The sequence below is a fragment of the Burkholderia diffusa genome (assembly GCF_902499115.1).
Classification (GTDB): domain Bacteria; phylum Pseudomonadota; class Gammaproteobacteria; order Burkholderiales; family Burkholderiaceae; genus Burkholderia; species Burkholderia diffusa.
The window spans coordinates 1-13,660 of record NZ_CABVPN010000001.1; the positions used below are offsets into that span (position 1 = coordinate 1).

Consider the following 13,660-nt stretch of genomic DNA (forward strand, 5'->3'; position numbering starts at 1 on the left):
GTGTGCAGGGTCTTGTGAATCAGTTGGGCCAGCCGTTCGTCGTCGATGGTGCGTGGCTTGCCGGGACGTACTTCGTCATAGAGTCCGTTGATTCGCTGATCCAGAAACCGCAGACGCCACTTGCCCACCGTGGCACGCGTGAGTTGCAGGCGTTGCGCGATCGCGCTATTGGGCTCGCCGTCAGCCGCCGCCAGCACGATGCGCGCCCGCGAGACCAGCGCAGCCGAAATCGAGCGAGAGCGCGCTATCGACATCAGTTGCGAACGCTCGTCTTCGCTCAGCACCAGTTCCGCCTTCGGTCGTCCCATCACCATGCTGACGTCTCCCGTTCCGTTGACGTCAACATGCTACGTGAACATAGACCAGTTAACAACGGAACAGGACACTAGCCGCGCGGGTGGTGCTGCGCGTGCAGCGTCTTCAGCCGCTCGCGCGCGACGTGCGTGTAGATCTGCGTGGTCGAGATGTCGCTGTGGCCGAGCAGCAATTGCACGACGCGCAGGTCGGCGCCGTGGTTCAGCAGATGCGTCGCGAACGCGTGCCGCAGCGTATGCGGCGACAGGTGCGCGCGCACGTCGGCCTGCTGCGCGTGGCGCTTGATGATGTTCCAGAACTGCTGGCGCGTCATCCCGTCGCCGCGTCCGGTCACGAACAGCGCGTCGGCCGCGCGCGCGCCGAGCAGCGCGGGCCGCGCGTCGCGCAGGTAACGCTCGATCCAGCCGTGCGCAACTTCGCCGAACGGCACGAGCCGTTCCTTCGAGCCCTTGCCCATCACGCGCACGACACCCTCGTTGAGCCCGACCTCGACGGTCTTCAGCGTGACGAGTTCGCTCACGCGCAGGCCGCTCGCGTACATCAGCTCCAGCATCGTGCGATCGCGCAGGCCGAGCGGCGTGCCGATATCGGGCGCGCCGAGCAGCGCTTCGACCTGCGCCTCGGACAGCGTCGACGGAAACCGTGCGGCCTGTTTCGCCGACGTGATGCGCAGCGTCGGGTCCGCGCTCGCGCGATGCTCGCGCACGGCCCAGCCGTAATAGCGACGGAACACCGACAACCGCCGGTTCGACGATGTCGCCTTGCCGTCGCTGCGCGCGGCGATGTAGCCGGTCACCATCGCTTCGTCGACCGAGTCGAGCGACGCGTCGTGCGTCGCCGCCAGCCATTGCGAAAACAGCATCAGATCGCGCCGGTACGCATCGAGCGTGTTGCGCGCGAGCCCGTGCTCGAGCCACAGCGCGTCGCAAAACACGTCGATCGACGCGCGGCTCGCGAGCAGCGCGGGCGATGCCGGGGCCTCGTCGCTGTCAGCGCCGGGCGCGGGGTCGGGGGAAAGCAAGGGTTCACTCATCAGTACGGCACGCCTTCGTGCGCCAGCAGCCAGCGCTTCACTTTCTGGTAATAGCCATTGTCGTCGTGGTTCGCGAAGCCGCCGAGGCCGCCTGCCGCCACGACGCGATGACACGGAATCACGAGCGGGAAATAGTTCGCGCCGCACGCCTGACCGACCGCGCGTGGCGCGCTGCCGATCCGCTTCGCGACCTGCCCGTAGGTCAACACCGCGCCCGGCGGAATGTCGCTGATCACGTTCCACACGCGATGCTGGAAGGCACTGCCGACGTCGGCGAGCGGCAGGTCGAAACGCGCCGACGCGCGCTCGAAATAACGTTCGATCTGCTCGACCGCGCGCTTCGCGAGTGGCGAGTCCGGATCGACCGATCTGACCGACTCGGGCAGATAGACGATCTCGCGCACCACCGCGGCATCGGTGCGAATGCCGACCTTGCCGAACGGTGCGTCGATGACTGCGTTGAACATGAGCTTCTCCTCACCGGTGAAACGCGCGGCGCCGCCGCGCGCCGCCGACACTTTACGCCGCCTTCATGCGGCACGCAGCGCCCATTCGACATGCTCGCGCACGACCGGCGACGGATCGCCGGCCCGTGCACGCAACGCGGCGACGATCGCGTCGCGCGCATCGGGCGTGAGCCGGTCGGCCGGCGCGCGCAACGCATTGCCGAGCCCGACCGCGAGATTGCGCAGCCAGCTTTCGTAACCGATGCGCCGGATCGCGCTCCCCTGCATCCGCGTGTCGAACGATTCGGCATCCCAGCCGAACAGCTCGACGAGCGTCGCGCGGTCGAGACCGTGCCGCACGTCGAAATCGGCGACGGGTGCGGCCTGCGCGAACTTGTTCCACGGGCACACGAGCTGGCAGTCGTCGCAGCCGTATACGCGGTTGCCGATCATCGGCCTCAGCGGCTCCGGAATGCTGCCTTTCAGTTCGATCGTCAGGTAAGAAATGCAACGGCGCGCGTCGACGCGATACGGTTCCACGATCGCGCCGGTCGGGCACGCGCCGATGCAGCGCGTGCAACTGCCGCAGTGCGCGCCGGGCGTCTCGGGCGCGACGTCGGGCGCGGTTTGCGCGTCGGTCGGCAGCGGAACGTCGACATAGATCTCGCCGAGGAAGAACAGTGAACCCGCGTCGCGCTGCAGCAGCAGCGTGTGCTTGCCGCGCCAGCCGACGCCGGCCTTCTGCGCGAGCTCGACCTCGAGTACCGGCGCCGAATCGGTGAACACGCGGTAGCCGAACGCGCCGATCTCCTGCTCGATGCGCTCCGCGAGCGTCTGCAGCCGGTTGCGCAGCACCTTGTGATAGTCGCGGCCGCGTGCATAGATGGACACGACGGCCGCCTGCGGATCGTCGAGACGCGCACGCTCGCGAGCGCGCCAGTCGTGCGGCACGAGCGCGCCAGATGACGCATCGGGCGCGTCGGCGGCAAGCGTTTCGGCCGGCAGATAGGCGAGCCGCGCGGAGATCACGCGTCGCGTACCGGCCACAAGTTCGGCCGGCCGCGCGCGTTTCATCCCGTGTTTCGCCATATAATCCATTTCGCCGTGGCACCCGGCTTCCAGCCAGGCGGCGAGGCCTGCTTCGGCATCCGAGAGATCGGTATCGCTGATGCCGATCGCCCCGAAACCCAATTCGCGCCCCCACGCCCTGATGCGAGCGGCGAGCGCTGTCAACGTCGCATCATCGAGCGCGCACGGTGCCGCGCCTTCGGCATGTGTCGAAGGCCTGTCGGATGCGGCGAGTTCCGGTAATCGGTTCATCGCACTATTTTACGAGAATGCCAGCCACGTCCCATACGCCTCATGCCGACACGCTGCCCGCCCCGCTCGCGGAGCGCGTGATCGCACTCGCCGACGAAGCGGCGACCGAGGCCTTCGGCACCCGCTTCGCGCACGCGCTCGACGCGGCACGCAGCGAACTTGCCCATGCACACGCGTTCGACGGGCTGCAAATCCAGCTGATCGGCGACCTCGGCGCGGGCAAAACGACCCTCGTGCGCGCGATCCTGCGCGGCCTCGGCCACCCGGGGCGCGTGCGCAGCCCGACCTACACGCTCGTCGAACCTTACGCATTCGCACGCGACGATGGGGAACTTGAGGTCTATCACTTCGATCTGTATCGATTCAACGATCCGGCCGAATGGTCCGACGCCGGCTTTCGCGAGTATTTCAATTCCAGCGCGATTTGCCTCGTCGAATGGCCGCAACAGGCGGGCACCCTGCTCGGCGTGCCCGATCTGGTTTTCTCGCTCGACGTGGATGGCGACGGCCGCGCCCTCACCGTCCGGGCGTTCAGCGCTTCAGGAAAGGCATGTCTCGAAAGATGTTGATCAAACCGTTCCGCTCGATCGAATCGGCGGCCACCGCGACGCACAACTGGCGGCGCCGCCAGATCCTGCGCGCGGGTGCGTCGACGCTCGTGCTCGGTCTCGTCGCGCCGCGGCTCGCGCACGCATCGTCGGTGCTCGGCGTGCGCGTGTGGCCCGCGCGCGATTACACGCGCGTCACGATCGAATCCGACCAGCCGCTGCAGAATAGCCAACAACTGCTGCAGGGTCCCGACCGGCTGGTCGTCGACCTGAACGGGCTCGATCTCGACCAGGCGCTGCGCGACCTCGTGTCGAAGATCGCGCCGAACGATCCGCAGATCCAGTCGGTGCGCGTCGGCCAGTATCAGCCGCACGTCGTGCGGATGGTGTTCGACCTGAAAGGTTCGGTGAAGCCGCAGGTGTTCACGCTGCCGCCGGTCGGCACCTACAAGTACCGGCTCGTGTTCGACCTGTATCCGGCCGTCGCGCCCGATCCGCTGACCGACCTGATCGCGCAGACGGAGCGCAAGGAGCAGGCGCTCAACGACACGGCGCGCGCGCAGCAGATGCAGCCGCCAAGCGCGCTGAACGGGCCGGCGACGCCGCCCGTCGCGGGCAACGACAACAGCGACGCGTTCTTCCAGCGCTTCGCGCAGAACACGCCGGCCACGCCGCGCACGCCGCCGGCCGCCGCGACGCCTTCCACGCCCGCGAAGCCGGCCACCAAGCCGCCGCCCGTCATCGCACGCCGCGACGACAGCGAAGACGACGGCGACACCTACAAGTTCACCGCGCCGAAATCGGGCAAGGGCGGCACCGTGCGCCTGCTGACGGTCGCGATCGATCCGGGCCACGGCGGCGAGGATCCGGGCGCGATCGGCGGCGGTGGCACGTACGAGAAACACATCGCGCTCGACATCGCGAAGAAGCTGCGCGCGAAGATCGACGGCGCGCCGAACATGCGCGCGATGATGACGCGCGACGCCGACTTCTTCGTGCCGCTGAACGTGCGCGTGCAGAAGGCGCGCCGCGTCGGCGCCGACCTGTTCGTGTCGATCCACGCGGATGCGTTCACGACGCCGTCCGCGCGCGGCTCGTCGGTGTTCGCGCTGTCCGACCACGGCGCGTCGAGCGCCGCGGCACGCTGGCTCGCGAACAAGGAGAACTCGTCCGACCTGATCGGCGGCATCAACATCAAGACACAGGACGCGGCCGTCAGCCGCGCGCTGTTCGACATGTCGACGACCGCGCAGATCCGCGATTCGCTGCGCTACGGCAATTACGTGCTGAAGGAAGTCGGCGGCATCAACAAGCTGCACAAGGGCTCGGTCGAGCAGGCCGGGTTCGCGGTGCTGAAGGCGCCCGACATTCCGTCGATCCTTGTCGAGACCGCGTTCATCAGCAACCCTGACGAAGAACGCAGGCTCAACGACGACAGCTATCGCGACGAGATGGCCGACGCGATCTTCCGCGGCATCAAACGCTACTTCGCCGCGAATCCGCCGCTCGCGAAGAACCGGATGGCCTGACCCGGCTGCCTTCCCGCCGCCGGCACGCGCTGCGTGCCGGCGCGTCACGACGCCGCGAAGCGGCGCACCAGCTTTGCCCCGAACACGTTCACCGCGAGCCCGCCCATCACGAGCGCGGCGCCGATCAGTTGCGCGTGCGTCAGATGCTCGTCGAGCAGCAGCGCCGACGACGCCAGCCCGACGATCGGCACCAGCAGCGAGAACTGCGCGACCTGCGCGGCCGGATAGCGCGACATCAGGCGGCTCCACAAGCCGTAGCCGACGAGCGTCGCGACGAACGCGAGATAGACGACCGCGAAGATCGACGCGCCGTCGAGCCCGGCCAGCGCGGCCCCGATCCGCTGCGGCCCCTCGAACCAGAGCGACAGCAGGAAGAACGGCACGGGCGGCACGAGGCTCGCCCACACGACGAGCGACACCAGATTGGCCTTGCCGACTTTCTTCGTGACGATATTGCCGAACGCCCACATCGCGGCCGAGCAGATGGTCAGCAGGAAGCCCGCGAGCGTCATCGCGCGGCCGCCCTGCGCCGCGATCACGACGAGCCCGCCCGCGGCGATCGCGAGCCCGATCAGGTTCTGCACACGCAGCCGCTCGCCGAGGAACAGCATCGCGAACACGAGCGTGAAGAACGCCTGCGACTGCAGCACGAGCGACGCGAGGCCGGCCGGCATACCGACGTACATGCCGGTAAACAGGAACACGAACTGGCCGAGCTGGATCGTCGCGCCATACAGGATCAGCATCCGCCACGGAATCTGCGGCCGGCGCACGAAGAACACCGCGGGCACCGCCGCGAGCGTGAAGCGCAGCGCGCCGAGCAGCATCGGCGGCATGCCGTGCAGGCCGACCTTGATCACGACGAAGTTCACGCCCCATGCCACGATCACGACCAGCGCGAGCAGCAAGTCCTTCGTGGCCATCATCGGCGTCTCCTCAATTGTCGGATGGTTTCCTGAAGCCGATCAGTCTACCGAATTTCGCCGTGCGGCCCGATACCCGCGCGGCGCGCATGGAATCGGCGACGGGCACAACGACATGGCGCTCGCACGACTCGCGCCCGCACGTCCGCAACACCCGGGAATCAGTTTGCACGCGCCCCCGACACGCGCGTCGCCACCGCGCCGCCAGTACAATGACCGGCATTCCAGCCGTTGCCCACGAGGCCGCCATGACCGATTCGATCAAAGCCCTGCTCAAGCCGCACATCCGCGACATCGGCAACCTGCAGGTGCGCCGCACGCTGCCCGCGCTCGCCGCACGCCTCGTCGGTCCGTTCATCTTCTTCGATCACATGGGGCCCGCGACGCTGCCGGCCGGCACCGGGCTCGACGTGCGCCCGCACCCGCACATCGGGCTCGCCACCGTCACCTACCTGTTCGACGGCGCGATCCTGCACCGCGACAGCCTCGGCTCGCTGCAGGAAATCGTGCCGGGCGACGTGAACTGGATGACGGCCGGTCGCGGCATCGTCCATTCGGAGCGCACGCCCGACGCTCAGCGTGCGAGCGGCCACACGGTACACGGGATCCAGACCTGGGTCGCGCTGCCCGTCGCCCACGAGACCACCGAGCCGTCGTTCGAGCACCATGCGGCCGACACGCTGCCCAAGCGCGACGAGAACGGCGTGTCGCTGACGGTGATCGCCGGCGACGCGTTCGGCCTGCGCTCGCCCGTCAAGACGTTCTCGCGCACACTGTACGTGGCCGCCGAATTCGCGGCCGGCGGCCGCCTCGAACTCGACGCGTCGCACGAGGAGCGCGCGGTCTACGTGGTCGACGGCGACCTCTCGATCGACGGCACGCCGGTGCCGGCCGAGCAGATGGCCGTGCTCGCGCCCGGCGCCACCGTCACGCTCGCGAGCGGCAGCGGCGCGCGCGCGATGCTGCTGGGCGGCGAGAAGATCGACGGCGAGCGCTTCATCGAATGGAACTTCGTCGCCAGCAGCCGCGACGCGATCGAGCGCGCGAAACGGGCGTGGACGAACCAGGAAATGGGCAAGGTGCCCGGCGAAACCGAGTGGATTCCGCTGCCCGAATCGAAGCCGCGTTGAAAAAGGGGCACGCTGCCCCCATCCTGACGACATTCGAACGGAAGAGAACGACATGGACACCACGCTTGCCACTTTCGAGAAAGACGTCATCGAGGCGTCGCTGGACACGCCCGTGCTGGTCGACTTCTGGGCGCCGTGGTGCGGCCCCTGCAAGACGCTCGGTCCGTTGCTCGAAAAGCTCGAAGCCGACTATGAAGGCCGCTGGAAGCTCGTGAAGGTAAACGTCGACGAAAACCAGGAACTCGCCGCGCACTTCCAGACGCGCAGCATCCCGCACGTGATCGCGTTCGCCGACGGGCGTCCCGTCGACCAGTTCATCGGCGTGCTGCCGGAAGGCCAGTTGCGCGCGTTCCTCGACCGGCTGCTGCCGGCGCCCGACGAAGCCGAACGCCGCGCCGCGCAATATGCAATCGCCGAATCGCGCTACGACGATGCGCTCACCCACCTCGAAGCGGCGCTCGCGCTGAACCCCGGCTTCGACGACGCACGGCTCGACCTGATCGAACTGCTCCTCGCGAACAACCAGGTGGACACCGCGCGCGCCGAGGCCGAGCGCCTGTCGCCGCAGACGGTACAAAGCGCCGATCCGCGCTATCAGGCGATCAAGACCCGTTTCGATGCGCTTGACGCGACGGCCGACCTGCCGCCGACCGACGCGCTCGAAGCGCGCATCGCGGCGGACCCCGCCGATCTCGAGGCACGCTTCGACCTCGCGCAGAGCCTGATCGCGCGACGCGCATACGAAGGTGCGCTCGAGCAGTTGCTGGAAATCGTGTTGCGCGACCGCGCGTATGGCGACGACCTCGGCCGCCGCACGATGATCTCGGTGTTCGAGCTGGCGGGCGATCGCCCCGAACTCGTCGCCGCATGGCGGCGGAAGCTGAGCATGGCGCTCAACTGACGAACGACCGGCCGGGCCGCGATGGCCTGGCCGAATCGCGTTGCCGCGCGCGGCAGGTCTGCCGCGCCGCGACATTGCCTTGCGCGTCGACCGGTTCCCCGATCAGCCCGCGGCCCGCGCCGCGATCGCGCGCAGCGCATGCGCGGCGGCCGCGAAGCCGAAGCTCGCGGTCACGCATACGCTCGAACCGAACCCCGCGCAGTTGAGCCCCGCGACATGCGCGGCGGCGGACGGCTCCGCGCCGTCCTCGATGTCGCACGCGGCCGCTTCCGGATAGATCAGCGGCTCGTCCGAATACACGGCGCTGACCTTGAAGCGCGCCTTCGGCCCGCGCGGAAAGCCGTGCTGCTTGCGCAGCTGCGCGCGCACCTTCGACAACAGCGGATCCTGGATCGTCAGCGCGAGATCGTCGATGCGGATGCGTGTCGGGTCGAGCTGCCCGCCCGCGCCGCCGACCGTGACGAGCGGCTGCCCTTTTGCGATGCACCACGCGATCAGCGCGACCTTCGTGCGTACGCTGTCGATCGCGTCGACCACGTAGTCGAAGCCGCCGCCGAGCAGTGCGTCGAAGTTGTCGGGTTCCGCGAAATCCTCGATCCGGTTCACACGGCAAGCAGGATCGATCAGCGCGATCCGCTCGGCCATCGCGTCGACCTTCGGCTTGCCGTAATTGCCGTCGAGCGCGTGGATCTGCCTGTTCGTATTGCTTTCCGCGACGTTGTCGAGATCGATCAGCGTCAGCGTGCCGATCGCGCTGCGTGCGAGCGCCTCGGCCGTCCACGACCCGACGCCGCCGATGCCGATCACGGCGACGTGCGCGCGTTCGAACGCCGCGAGCGCGGGGGCGCCGTACAGGCGCGCGATGCCGCCGAAGCGGCGCTCGCGATCCACGTCAAGCTGGATTGTCGGGCTCGGGGTAAGATCAGAAGAACTGTGCGGGGCAGTGTCGGCAGCGGGCATGGCAGCAAGGAAAACGTAAGTCGTGCAGCCCTCTATTTTGCCTGAACTCCCCGCCGGCACGCGCCCCTGTGCACGCACGATTCTCGCGCGTTCGCTATACTGGCCCCAGATTGAAGCGTTTGCATAACATGACGACTCTCGCCGATCTCCGCATCAATTACTCGCGTGCTTCGCTCGACGAAGCCGACGCCGCCCCGAACCCCTTCGCCCAGTTCGATCGCTGGTTCAAGGAGGCGCTCGCCGCCAAGCTCCCCGAGCCCAACACGATGACGCTCGCCACCGTCGGCGACGACGGCCGGCCGTCGGCCCGCATCGTGCTCATCAAGGGTGTCGACGAACGCGGGTTCGTCTTCTTTACCAATTACGAAAGCCGCAAGGGCCGCGATCTCGCCGCCAATCCGCACGCGGCGCTGCTGTTCTACTGGATCGAGCTGGAGCGCCAGGTGCGCATCGAAGGCCGGATCGAGAAAACCAGCGCCGACGAAAGCGACCGCTATTTCGCGTCGCGCCCGCTCGGCTCGCGCATCGGCGCGTGGGCGTCCGATCAGAGCGCCGTGATCGACAGCCGCGCGACGCTCGAAGCGCGTGAAAAGGCCGTGACCGAACGCTACGGCGAGAACCCGCCACGCCCGCCGCACTGGGGCGGTTATCGCGTCGTGCCCGACGCGATCGAGTTCTGGCAGGGCCGCCCGTCGCGGCTGCACGACCGCCTGCTCTATACGCGCGACGACGCGGCAGGGTCGGGCTGGACGATCTCGCGCCTGTCGCCGTAAGCGCGTCTGCCGTGGTGCCGGCGCGCGTCGGCCGTGTCTCGTGTTGCATCCGGGCGCCCGCCTCGCAAGGGGCGTGCGCCGGTCAAGATACTTGGCTGTATTCGATTCAACGAACAAACGGAGAATCCAAATGTTCTGGGAAAAGAAGCTGGCACAGTGGGCGGACGAAGTACGGGCGAAAGCGAACATACCGGCGCGACTCGTGCTGTGGAACGGCGATCAACTCGATTTCGGCACCTTCAGCGCGCCGCAGGTCACGCTCAAGGTCAACAGCGCGTCGGCATTGCCGCTTCTGCTCGAACCGAGCCTCGACAATCTCGGCGAGGCGTACGTGAAGGGCAAGATCGACATCGAGGGCAGGCTGTCGGACATCATCAACATCAGCTACTCGCTCGCGCGCAGCACGGTCACCAGCGCGAGCAAGCTCGCGCGCGTGAAGCGCTACTTCAATCACACGAAAAACACCGACAAGAAGGCGATCCAGTATCACTACGACGTCTCGAACGCGTTCTACCAGCTGTGGCTGGACGAAAACATGGTGTACTCGTGCGCGTACTTCGAGAACGGCGACGAGGATCTCGCGACCGCACAGATCAAGAAGATCGACCATATCCTGACCAAGATCCGGCTCGAGCCCGGCCAGCGCCTGCTCGACATCGGTTGCGGCTGGGGCGCGCTCGTGCTGCGCGCCGCGCAGAAGTTCGGCGCGACGTGCCTGGGCGTGACGCTGTCGCAGAACCAGTTCGATCTCGCGACCGCGCGCGTGAAAGCCGCCGGGCTCGAGGACAAGATCGAGATCCGCCTGCAGGACTACCGCGAGATCGAGGGACAGTTCGACCGAATCACGAGCGTCGGGATGTTCGAGCACGTCGGCCGCAAGAACCTGCCCCTCTATTTCTCGCGCGTGCGCGACCTGCTGACCGACGACGGCATCGCGATGAACCACGGGATCACGTCGACCGACGCGGAAAGCGGCGAAACGGCGCTCGGCGGCGGCGAATTCATCGACCGCTATGTGTTCCCGGACGGCGAGCTGCCGCACATCAGCCTCGCGCTCGAAGCGGCGCAGCGCGGCGGGCTCGAGGCGATTGACGTCGAAAGCCTGCGGCGGCACTATGCGCGCACGCTCGAAATCTGGACCGAGAACTTCGAGGCGAAGGCGGAAGAGGCGCGCACGCTCGTCGACGACGAAAAATTCCGCATCTGGCGCGTGTATCTCGCCGGTTGCGCGTATGCGTTCGAGCACGACGACGTGTCGATCTTTCAGATCGTGTGCCGCAAGGCCGGACGCAGCGCGAAAACACTGCCGTGGTCGAGGCGCTACATGTACGAACACACGCTGCCGCGCTAGGCGGCACTTCACGCTGGGCATGCATGGGTGACGGCAGGACGCGGCGCAGCACGCCGCCGCAACGACAGCAGCGCGACGAAGCGGACGGGTCGCACGCCGAGGGGCAGTTCGACCTGTTCGGCGCGTCGCCCGACGACGCGCGCACGGCCGCGCCTGCAAACGACGACAACCCTGCAGGCGCCGGCGAACGCGCGACGCCGGACGAACACGACGCTGCGCGACCGGCAAAGTCGCCCGCGCGCACCGGCCGCGCATCGCCCGGCGCGTGCGCCGACCAGGAACCGGAACCGTCCCCTGCTTCCGGCCTGCTGTGGGACGAACCGTCGCCGCCGACCGCGCCGCCGAAGAAGGTCCGGCGTCGGCGCGGCGTGCCGCCAGCACCGGTTTCCGCGGAAGTCGCCGACGCGGCGGCCGCGCTGCCGCCGAACGTGCGCCTCGGCACATCGTCGTGGTATTTCCCCGGCTGGGACGGCATCGTCTACGACGGCGATTTTGCGCAAACGAAGCTGTCTCGCGAGGGGCTCGAGGCGTACGGCGCGCATCCGCTGCTGAAGAGCGTGAGCCTCGACCGGTCGTTCTACGGGCCGCTGTCGGTGGCCGACTACCTGCGCTACGCGCAACAGGTGCCGGACGATTTCCGCTTCGTCGTGAAGGCGCCGGCGTCCGTCACCGATGCGGTCGTGCGCGGCCGGCGCGGCGAGCCGTCGGGCCCGAACCCGACCTTTCTCGACGCGCAGCTCGCCACTCGCGAATTCGTGCAGCCGTGCCTCGAAGGGCTCGGCAGGAAGGCCGGCGTGCTGGTGTTCCAGTTTTCTCCGATGCCCGATCAACTGCTCGCCGAACCGGCCGCGCTGATCGACCGGCTGTCGGCATTCTTCGCGGCGCTGCCGACGCTGCCGCCGGACGCCGACGGCACGCGCTACGCGATCGAGATCCGCGACGCGAGCCTGCTCACGCCGCGCTTCATCCGCGCGCTCGCGACGCTCGGCGTGCGCTACTGCGTCGGCCTGCATGCGCGGATGCCCGACCCGCTGCGCCAGGCAGCCGCGCTCGCGCTGCTCGACGGCGATGCACCGGGCCCGCTGATCGTGCGCTGGAGCCTGCATGGCGGCTTCAAGTACGAACAGGCAAAAGCGAAATACGAGCCGTTCGACAAGCTCGTCGACGAAGATCCGGCCACACGCTCGGCGCTCGCCGAACTGGCCGCGCGCTACGCGCTGGCCGGACAGCCCGTGATCATCACGATCAACAACAAGGCGGAAGGCTCCGCGCCGCTGTCGTGCCTCGCGCTCGCGCGCGAGATCGCCGCAGCGTGCGCGCAGTGGCGCAGCGAGGCGGCGTAAGCATCGCGGCGCGGGCGCCGCTTGCGCATCGGCGAACCGGTTACGCGCCGCGCAGCGACTTCAGCCGGTGCGAGAACTTCTGGCGGAATTTCGCGAGCTTCGGCCCGATCACGACCGAGCAGTAGCCCTGCCCCGGATTGCGCGCGTAATAGTTCTGGTGATAGTCCTCCGCCGGCCAGTAGTTGCCGTCGAGCGGCACGACCTGCGTGACGATCGGCTGCCCGAACACCTGCTCGCGCTCCAGTTCGCGGATCACATCGAGCGCGACGTTGCGCTGCGCGTCCGAATGCGTGAACACGACCGAACGGTATTGCGTGCCGACGTCGTTGCCCTGCCGGTTCAGCTGGGTCGGATCGTGCGTTGCGAAGAAGATCTCGAGGATCTCGCGATAACCGATGCGCGCCGGATCGAACGTCACGTTCACGACCTCCGCGTGACCGGTATCGCCGTCGCATACGTCGCGATAGCCGGGATTGCGCGTGTGGCCGCCTGCATAGCCCGACTGGACGGCCGTCACGCCGTCGACGTCGAGAAACACGGCCTCCGTGCACCAGAAGCACCCGCCGCCTACAGTCGCGGTTTCAAGCATCTCGTTCACCATGAAATCATTACCTCGTTGATGACAACGGCCGGCACGCGGGCGCGCGCCGGCGTCGCCGGTCCGTATCGCCGCGGCCCGGTTGCCCGGCGCGCAGCGGCAGCGTCCAAGTATCTCACTCGTGCGCAAATCCGGCAGAACCGCATGCGTGCCGCGCACCACCGGCCGCGCGTTTCTCGTCTACACTTAGGCACGCCTCGCCGCAACGGCACACCGTCCGGCTGCGCGCAGCGTCCGATGCATGCCCGTCCTGATGCCAACATCATCTGCCGGAACATCGATATGCACGCCTCAGCAGACAGCGCCCGCATTGCGGGCCCGACCGCCGTCGCTTTCACCGCACCCTCGCGCCGCCGTGCGCCCGCTGCGCCGCATGCGCGGCGATCCGGCGCACCGCGTTTCCCTGCTTTCCCGACCTGATGCACCGCACCGCGCGTCCTCCATCGCGCGGCCGCCGGAGCATTGCCGTCACGCAACCTGTTCGACCCGC

Annotated in this window: 14 protein-coding genes; 7 read left to right on the forward strand and 7 right to left on the reverse strand. The window is 67.9% G+C overall.

The genetic code is table 11. The features are described 5' to 3' along the window. From BTE28158_RS00005 to queG, 4 genes are all read right to left on the reverse strand, one after another. Positions 1–314, reverse strand: a 314-nt coding sequence (locus BTE28158_RS00005; RefSeq protein WP_174919598.1) for a helix-turn-helix domain-containing protein, incomplete at its 3' end; no start/stop codon positions are given. Positions 315–385: 71 nt separating this feature from the next. Then, on the reverse strand, positions 386–1,348 hold the full coding sequence (xerD, locus tag BTE28158_RS00010; protein WP_151050075.1) for a site-specific tyrosine recombinase XerD: 963 nt from the start codon (positions 1,346–1,348) through the stop codon (positions 386–388). Beyond that, entirely contained in the window at positions 1,348–1,815 is a 468-nt protein-coding gene (locus tag BTE28158_RS00015) for a methylated-DNA--[protein]-cysteine S-methyltransferase (RefSeq protein ID WP_059608017.1), read from the reverse strand. Before BTE28158_RS00015 ends, xerD begins: the two co-directional genes overlap by 1 nt. A gap of 63 nt (positions 1,816–1,878) precedes the next feature. Further along, complete coding sequence (queG, locus tag BTE28158_RS00020; RefSeq protein WP_151050077.1) at positions 1,879–3,114, reverse strand: tRNA epoxyqueuosine(34) reductase QueG; 1,236 nt, start codon at positions 3,112–3,114, stop codon at positions 1,879–1,881. Positions 3,115–3,131: 17 nt separating this feature from the next. On the opposite strand from queG, the gene tsaE reads away from it, so the two are divergent. Together tsaE and BTE28158_RS00030 are read left to right on the forward strand one after the other, a co-directional pair. Continuing rightward, positions 3,132–3,683: a tRNA (adenosine(37)-N6)-threonylcarbamoyltransferase complex ATPase subunit type 1 TsaE gene (gene tsaE, locus BTE28158_RS00025; RefSeq protein WP_151050079.1), complete on the forward strand. Its 552-nt coding sequence runs from the start codon at positions 3,132–3,134 to the stop codon at positions 3,681–3,683. Further along, entirely contained in the window at positions 3,665–5,191 is a 1,527-nt protein-coding gene (locus BTE28158_RS00030) for an N-acetylmuramoyl-L-alanine amidase (protein WP_124621478.1), read from the forward strand. Before tsaE ends, BTE28158_RS00030 begins: the two co-directional genes overlap by 19 nt. A 44-nt stretch (positions 5,192–5,235) precedes the next feature. Here BTE28158_RS00030 and BTE28158_RS00035 read toward each other — a convergent pair whose 3' ends face one another. Next, positions 5,236–6,114, reverse strand: coding sequence for an EamA family transporter (locus tag BTE28158_RS00035; protein ID WP_174906360.1), 879 nt, complete (start codon positions 6,112–6,114; stop codon positions 5,236–5,238). A 248-nt stretch (positions 6,115–6,362) separates the two neighbouring features. Between BTE28158_RS00035 and BTE28158_RS00040 the strand changes: the two genes are divergently transcribed. Both BTE28158_RS00040 and trxA read left to right on the forward strand, forming a co-directional pair. Then, positions 6,363–7,244, forward strand: a complete 882-nt coding sequence (locus BTE28158_RS00040) for a pirin family protein (RefSeq protein ID WP_151050081.1) — start codon at positions 6,363–6,365, stop codon at positions 7,242–7,244. A 52-nt stretch (positions 7,245–7,296) separates the two neighbouring features. Beyond that, complete coding sequence (gene trxA / locus BTE28158_RS00045; RefSeq protein ID WP_124621474.1) at positions 7,297–8,145, forward strand: thioredoxin; 849 nt, start codon at positions 7,297–7,299, stop codon at positions 8,143–8,145. 102 nt (positions 8,146–8,247) lie between these two features. On the opposite strand, the gene tcdA is transcribed toward trxA, so the two are convergent. Beyond that, the gene (gene tcdA / locus BTE28158_RS00050; RefSeq protein WP_124900993.1) at positions 8,248–9,105 is read right to left on the reverse strand and encodes a tRNA cyclic N6-threonylcarbamoyladenosine(37) synthase TcdA; all 858 of its coding nucleotides are present in this window, start codon (positions 9,103–9,105) and stop codon (positions 8,248–8,250) included. Between the two features lie 128 nt (positions 9,106–9,233). Between tcdA and pdxH the strand changes: the two genes are divergently transcribed. The 3 genes from pdxH to BTE28158_RS00065 all read left to right on the forward strand — a co-directional run bounded on the left by pdxH (position 9,234) and on the right by BTE28158_RS00065 (position 12,572). Further along, positions 9,234–9,878 carry a pyridoxamine 5'-phosphate oxidase gene (gene pdxH, locus BTE28158_RS00055; protein WP_059607983.1) on the forward strand — a complete coding sequence of 215 codons (645 nt, stop codon included), beginning with the start codon at positions 9,234–9,236 and terminating at the stop codon, positions 9,876–9,878. A 130-nt stretch (positions 9,879–10,008) separates the two neighbouring features. Beyond that, positions 10,009–11,229, forward strand: a complete 1,221-nt coding sequence (locus tag BTE28158_RS00060; RefSeq protein WP_124621470.1) for a class I SAM-dependent methyltransferase — start codon at positions 10,009–10,011, stop codon at positions 11,227–11,229. A gap of 23 nt (positions 11,230–11,252) precedes the next feature. Next, positions 11,253–12,572 carry a DUF72 domain-containing protein gene (locus BTE28158_RS00065; RefSeq protein ID WP_151050083.1) on the forward strand — a complete coding sequence of 440 codons (1,320 nt, stop codon included), beginning with the start codon at positions 11,253–11,255 and terminating at the stop codon, positions 12,570–12,572. 40 nt (positions 12,573–12,612) lie between these two features. On the opposite strand, the gene msrA is transcribed toward BTE28158_RS00065, so the two are convergent. Then, positions 12,613–13,173, reverse strand: coding sequence for a peptide-methionine (S)-S-oxide reductase MsrA (gene msrA / locus BTE28158_RS00070; protein ID WP_151050084.1), 561 nt, complete (start codon positions 13,171–13,173; stop codon positions 12,613–12,615). Positions 13,174–13,660: the final 487 nt, after the last annotated feature.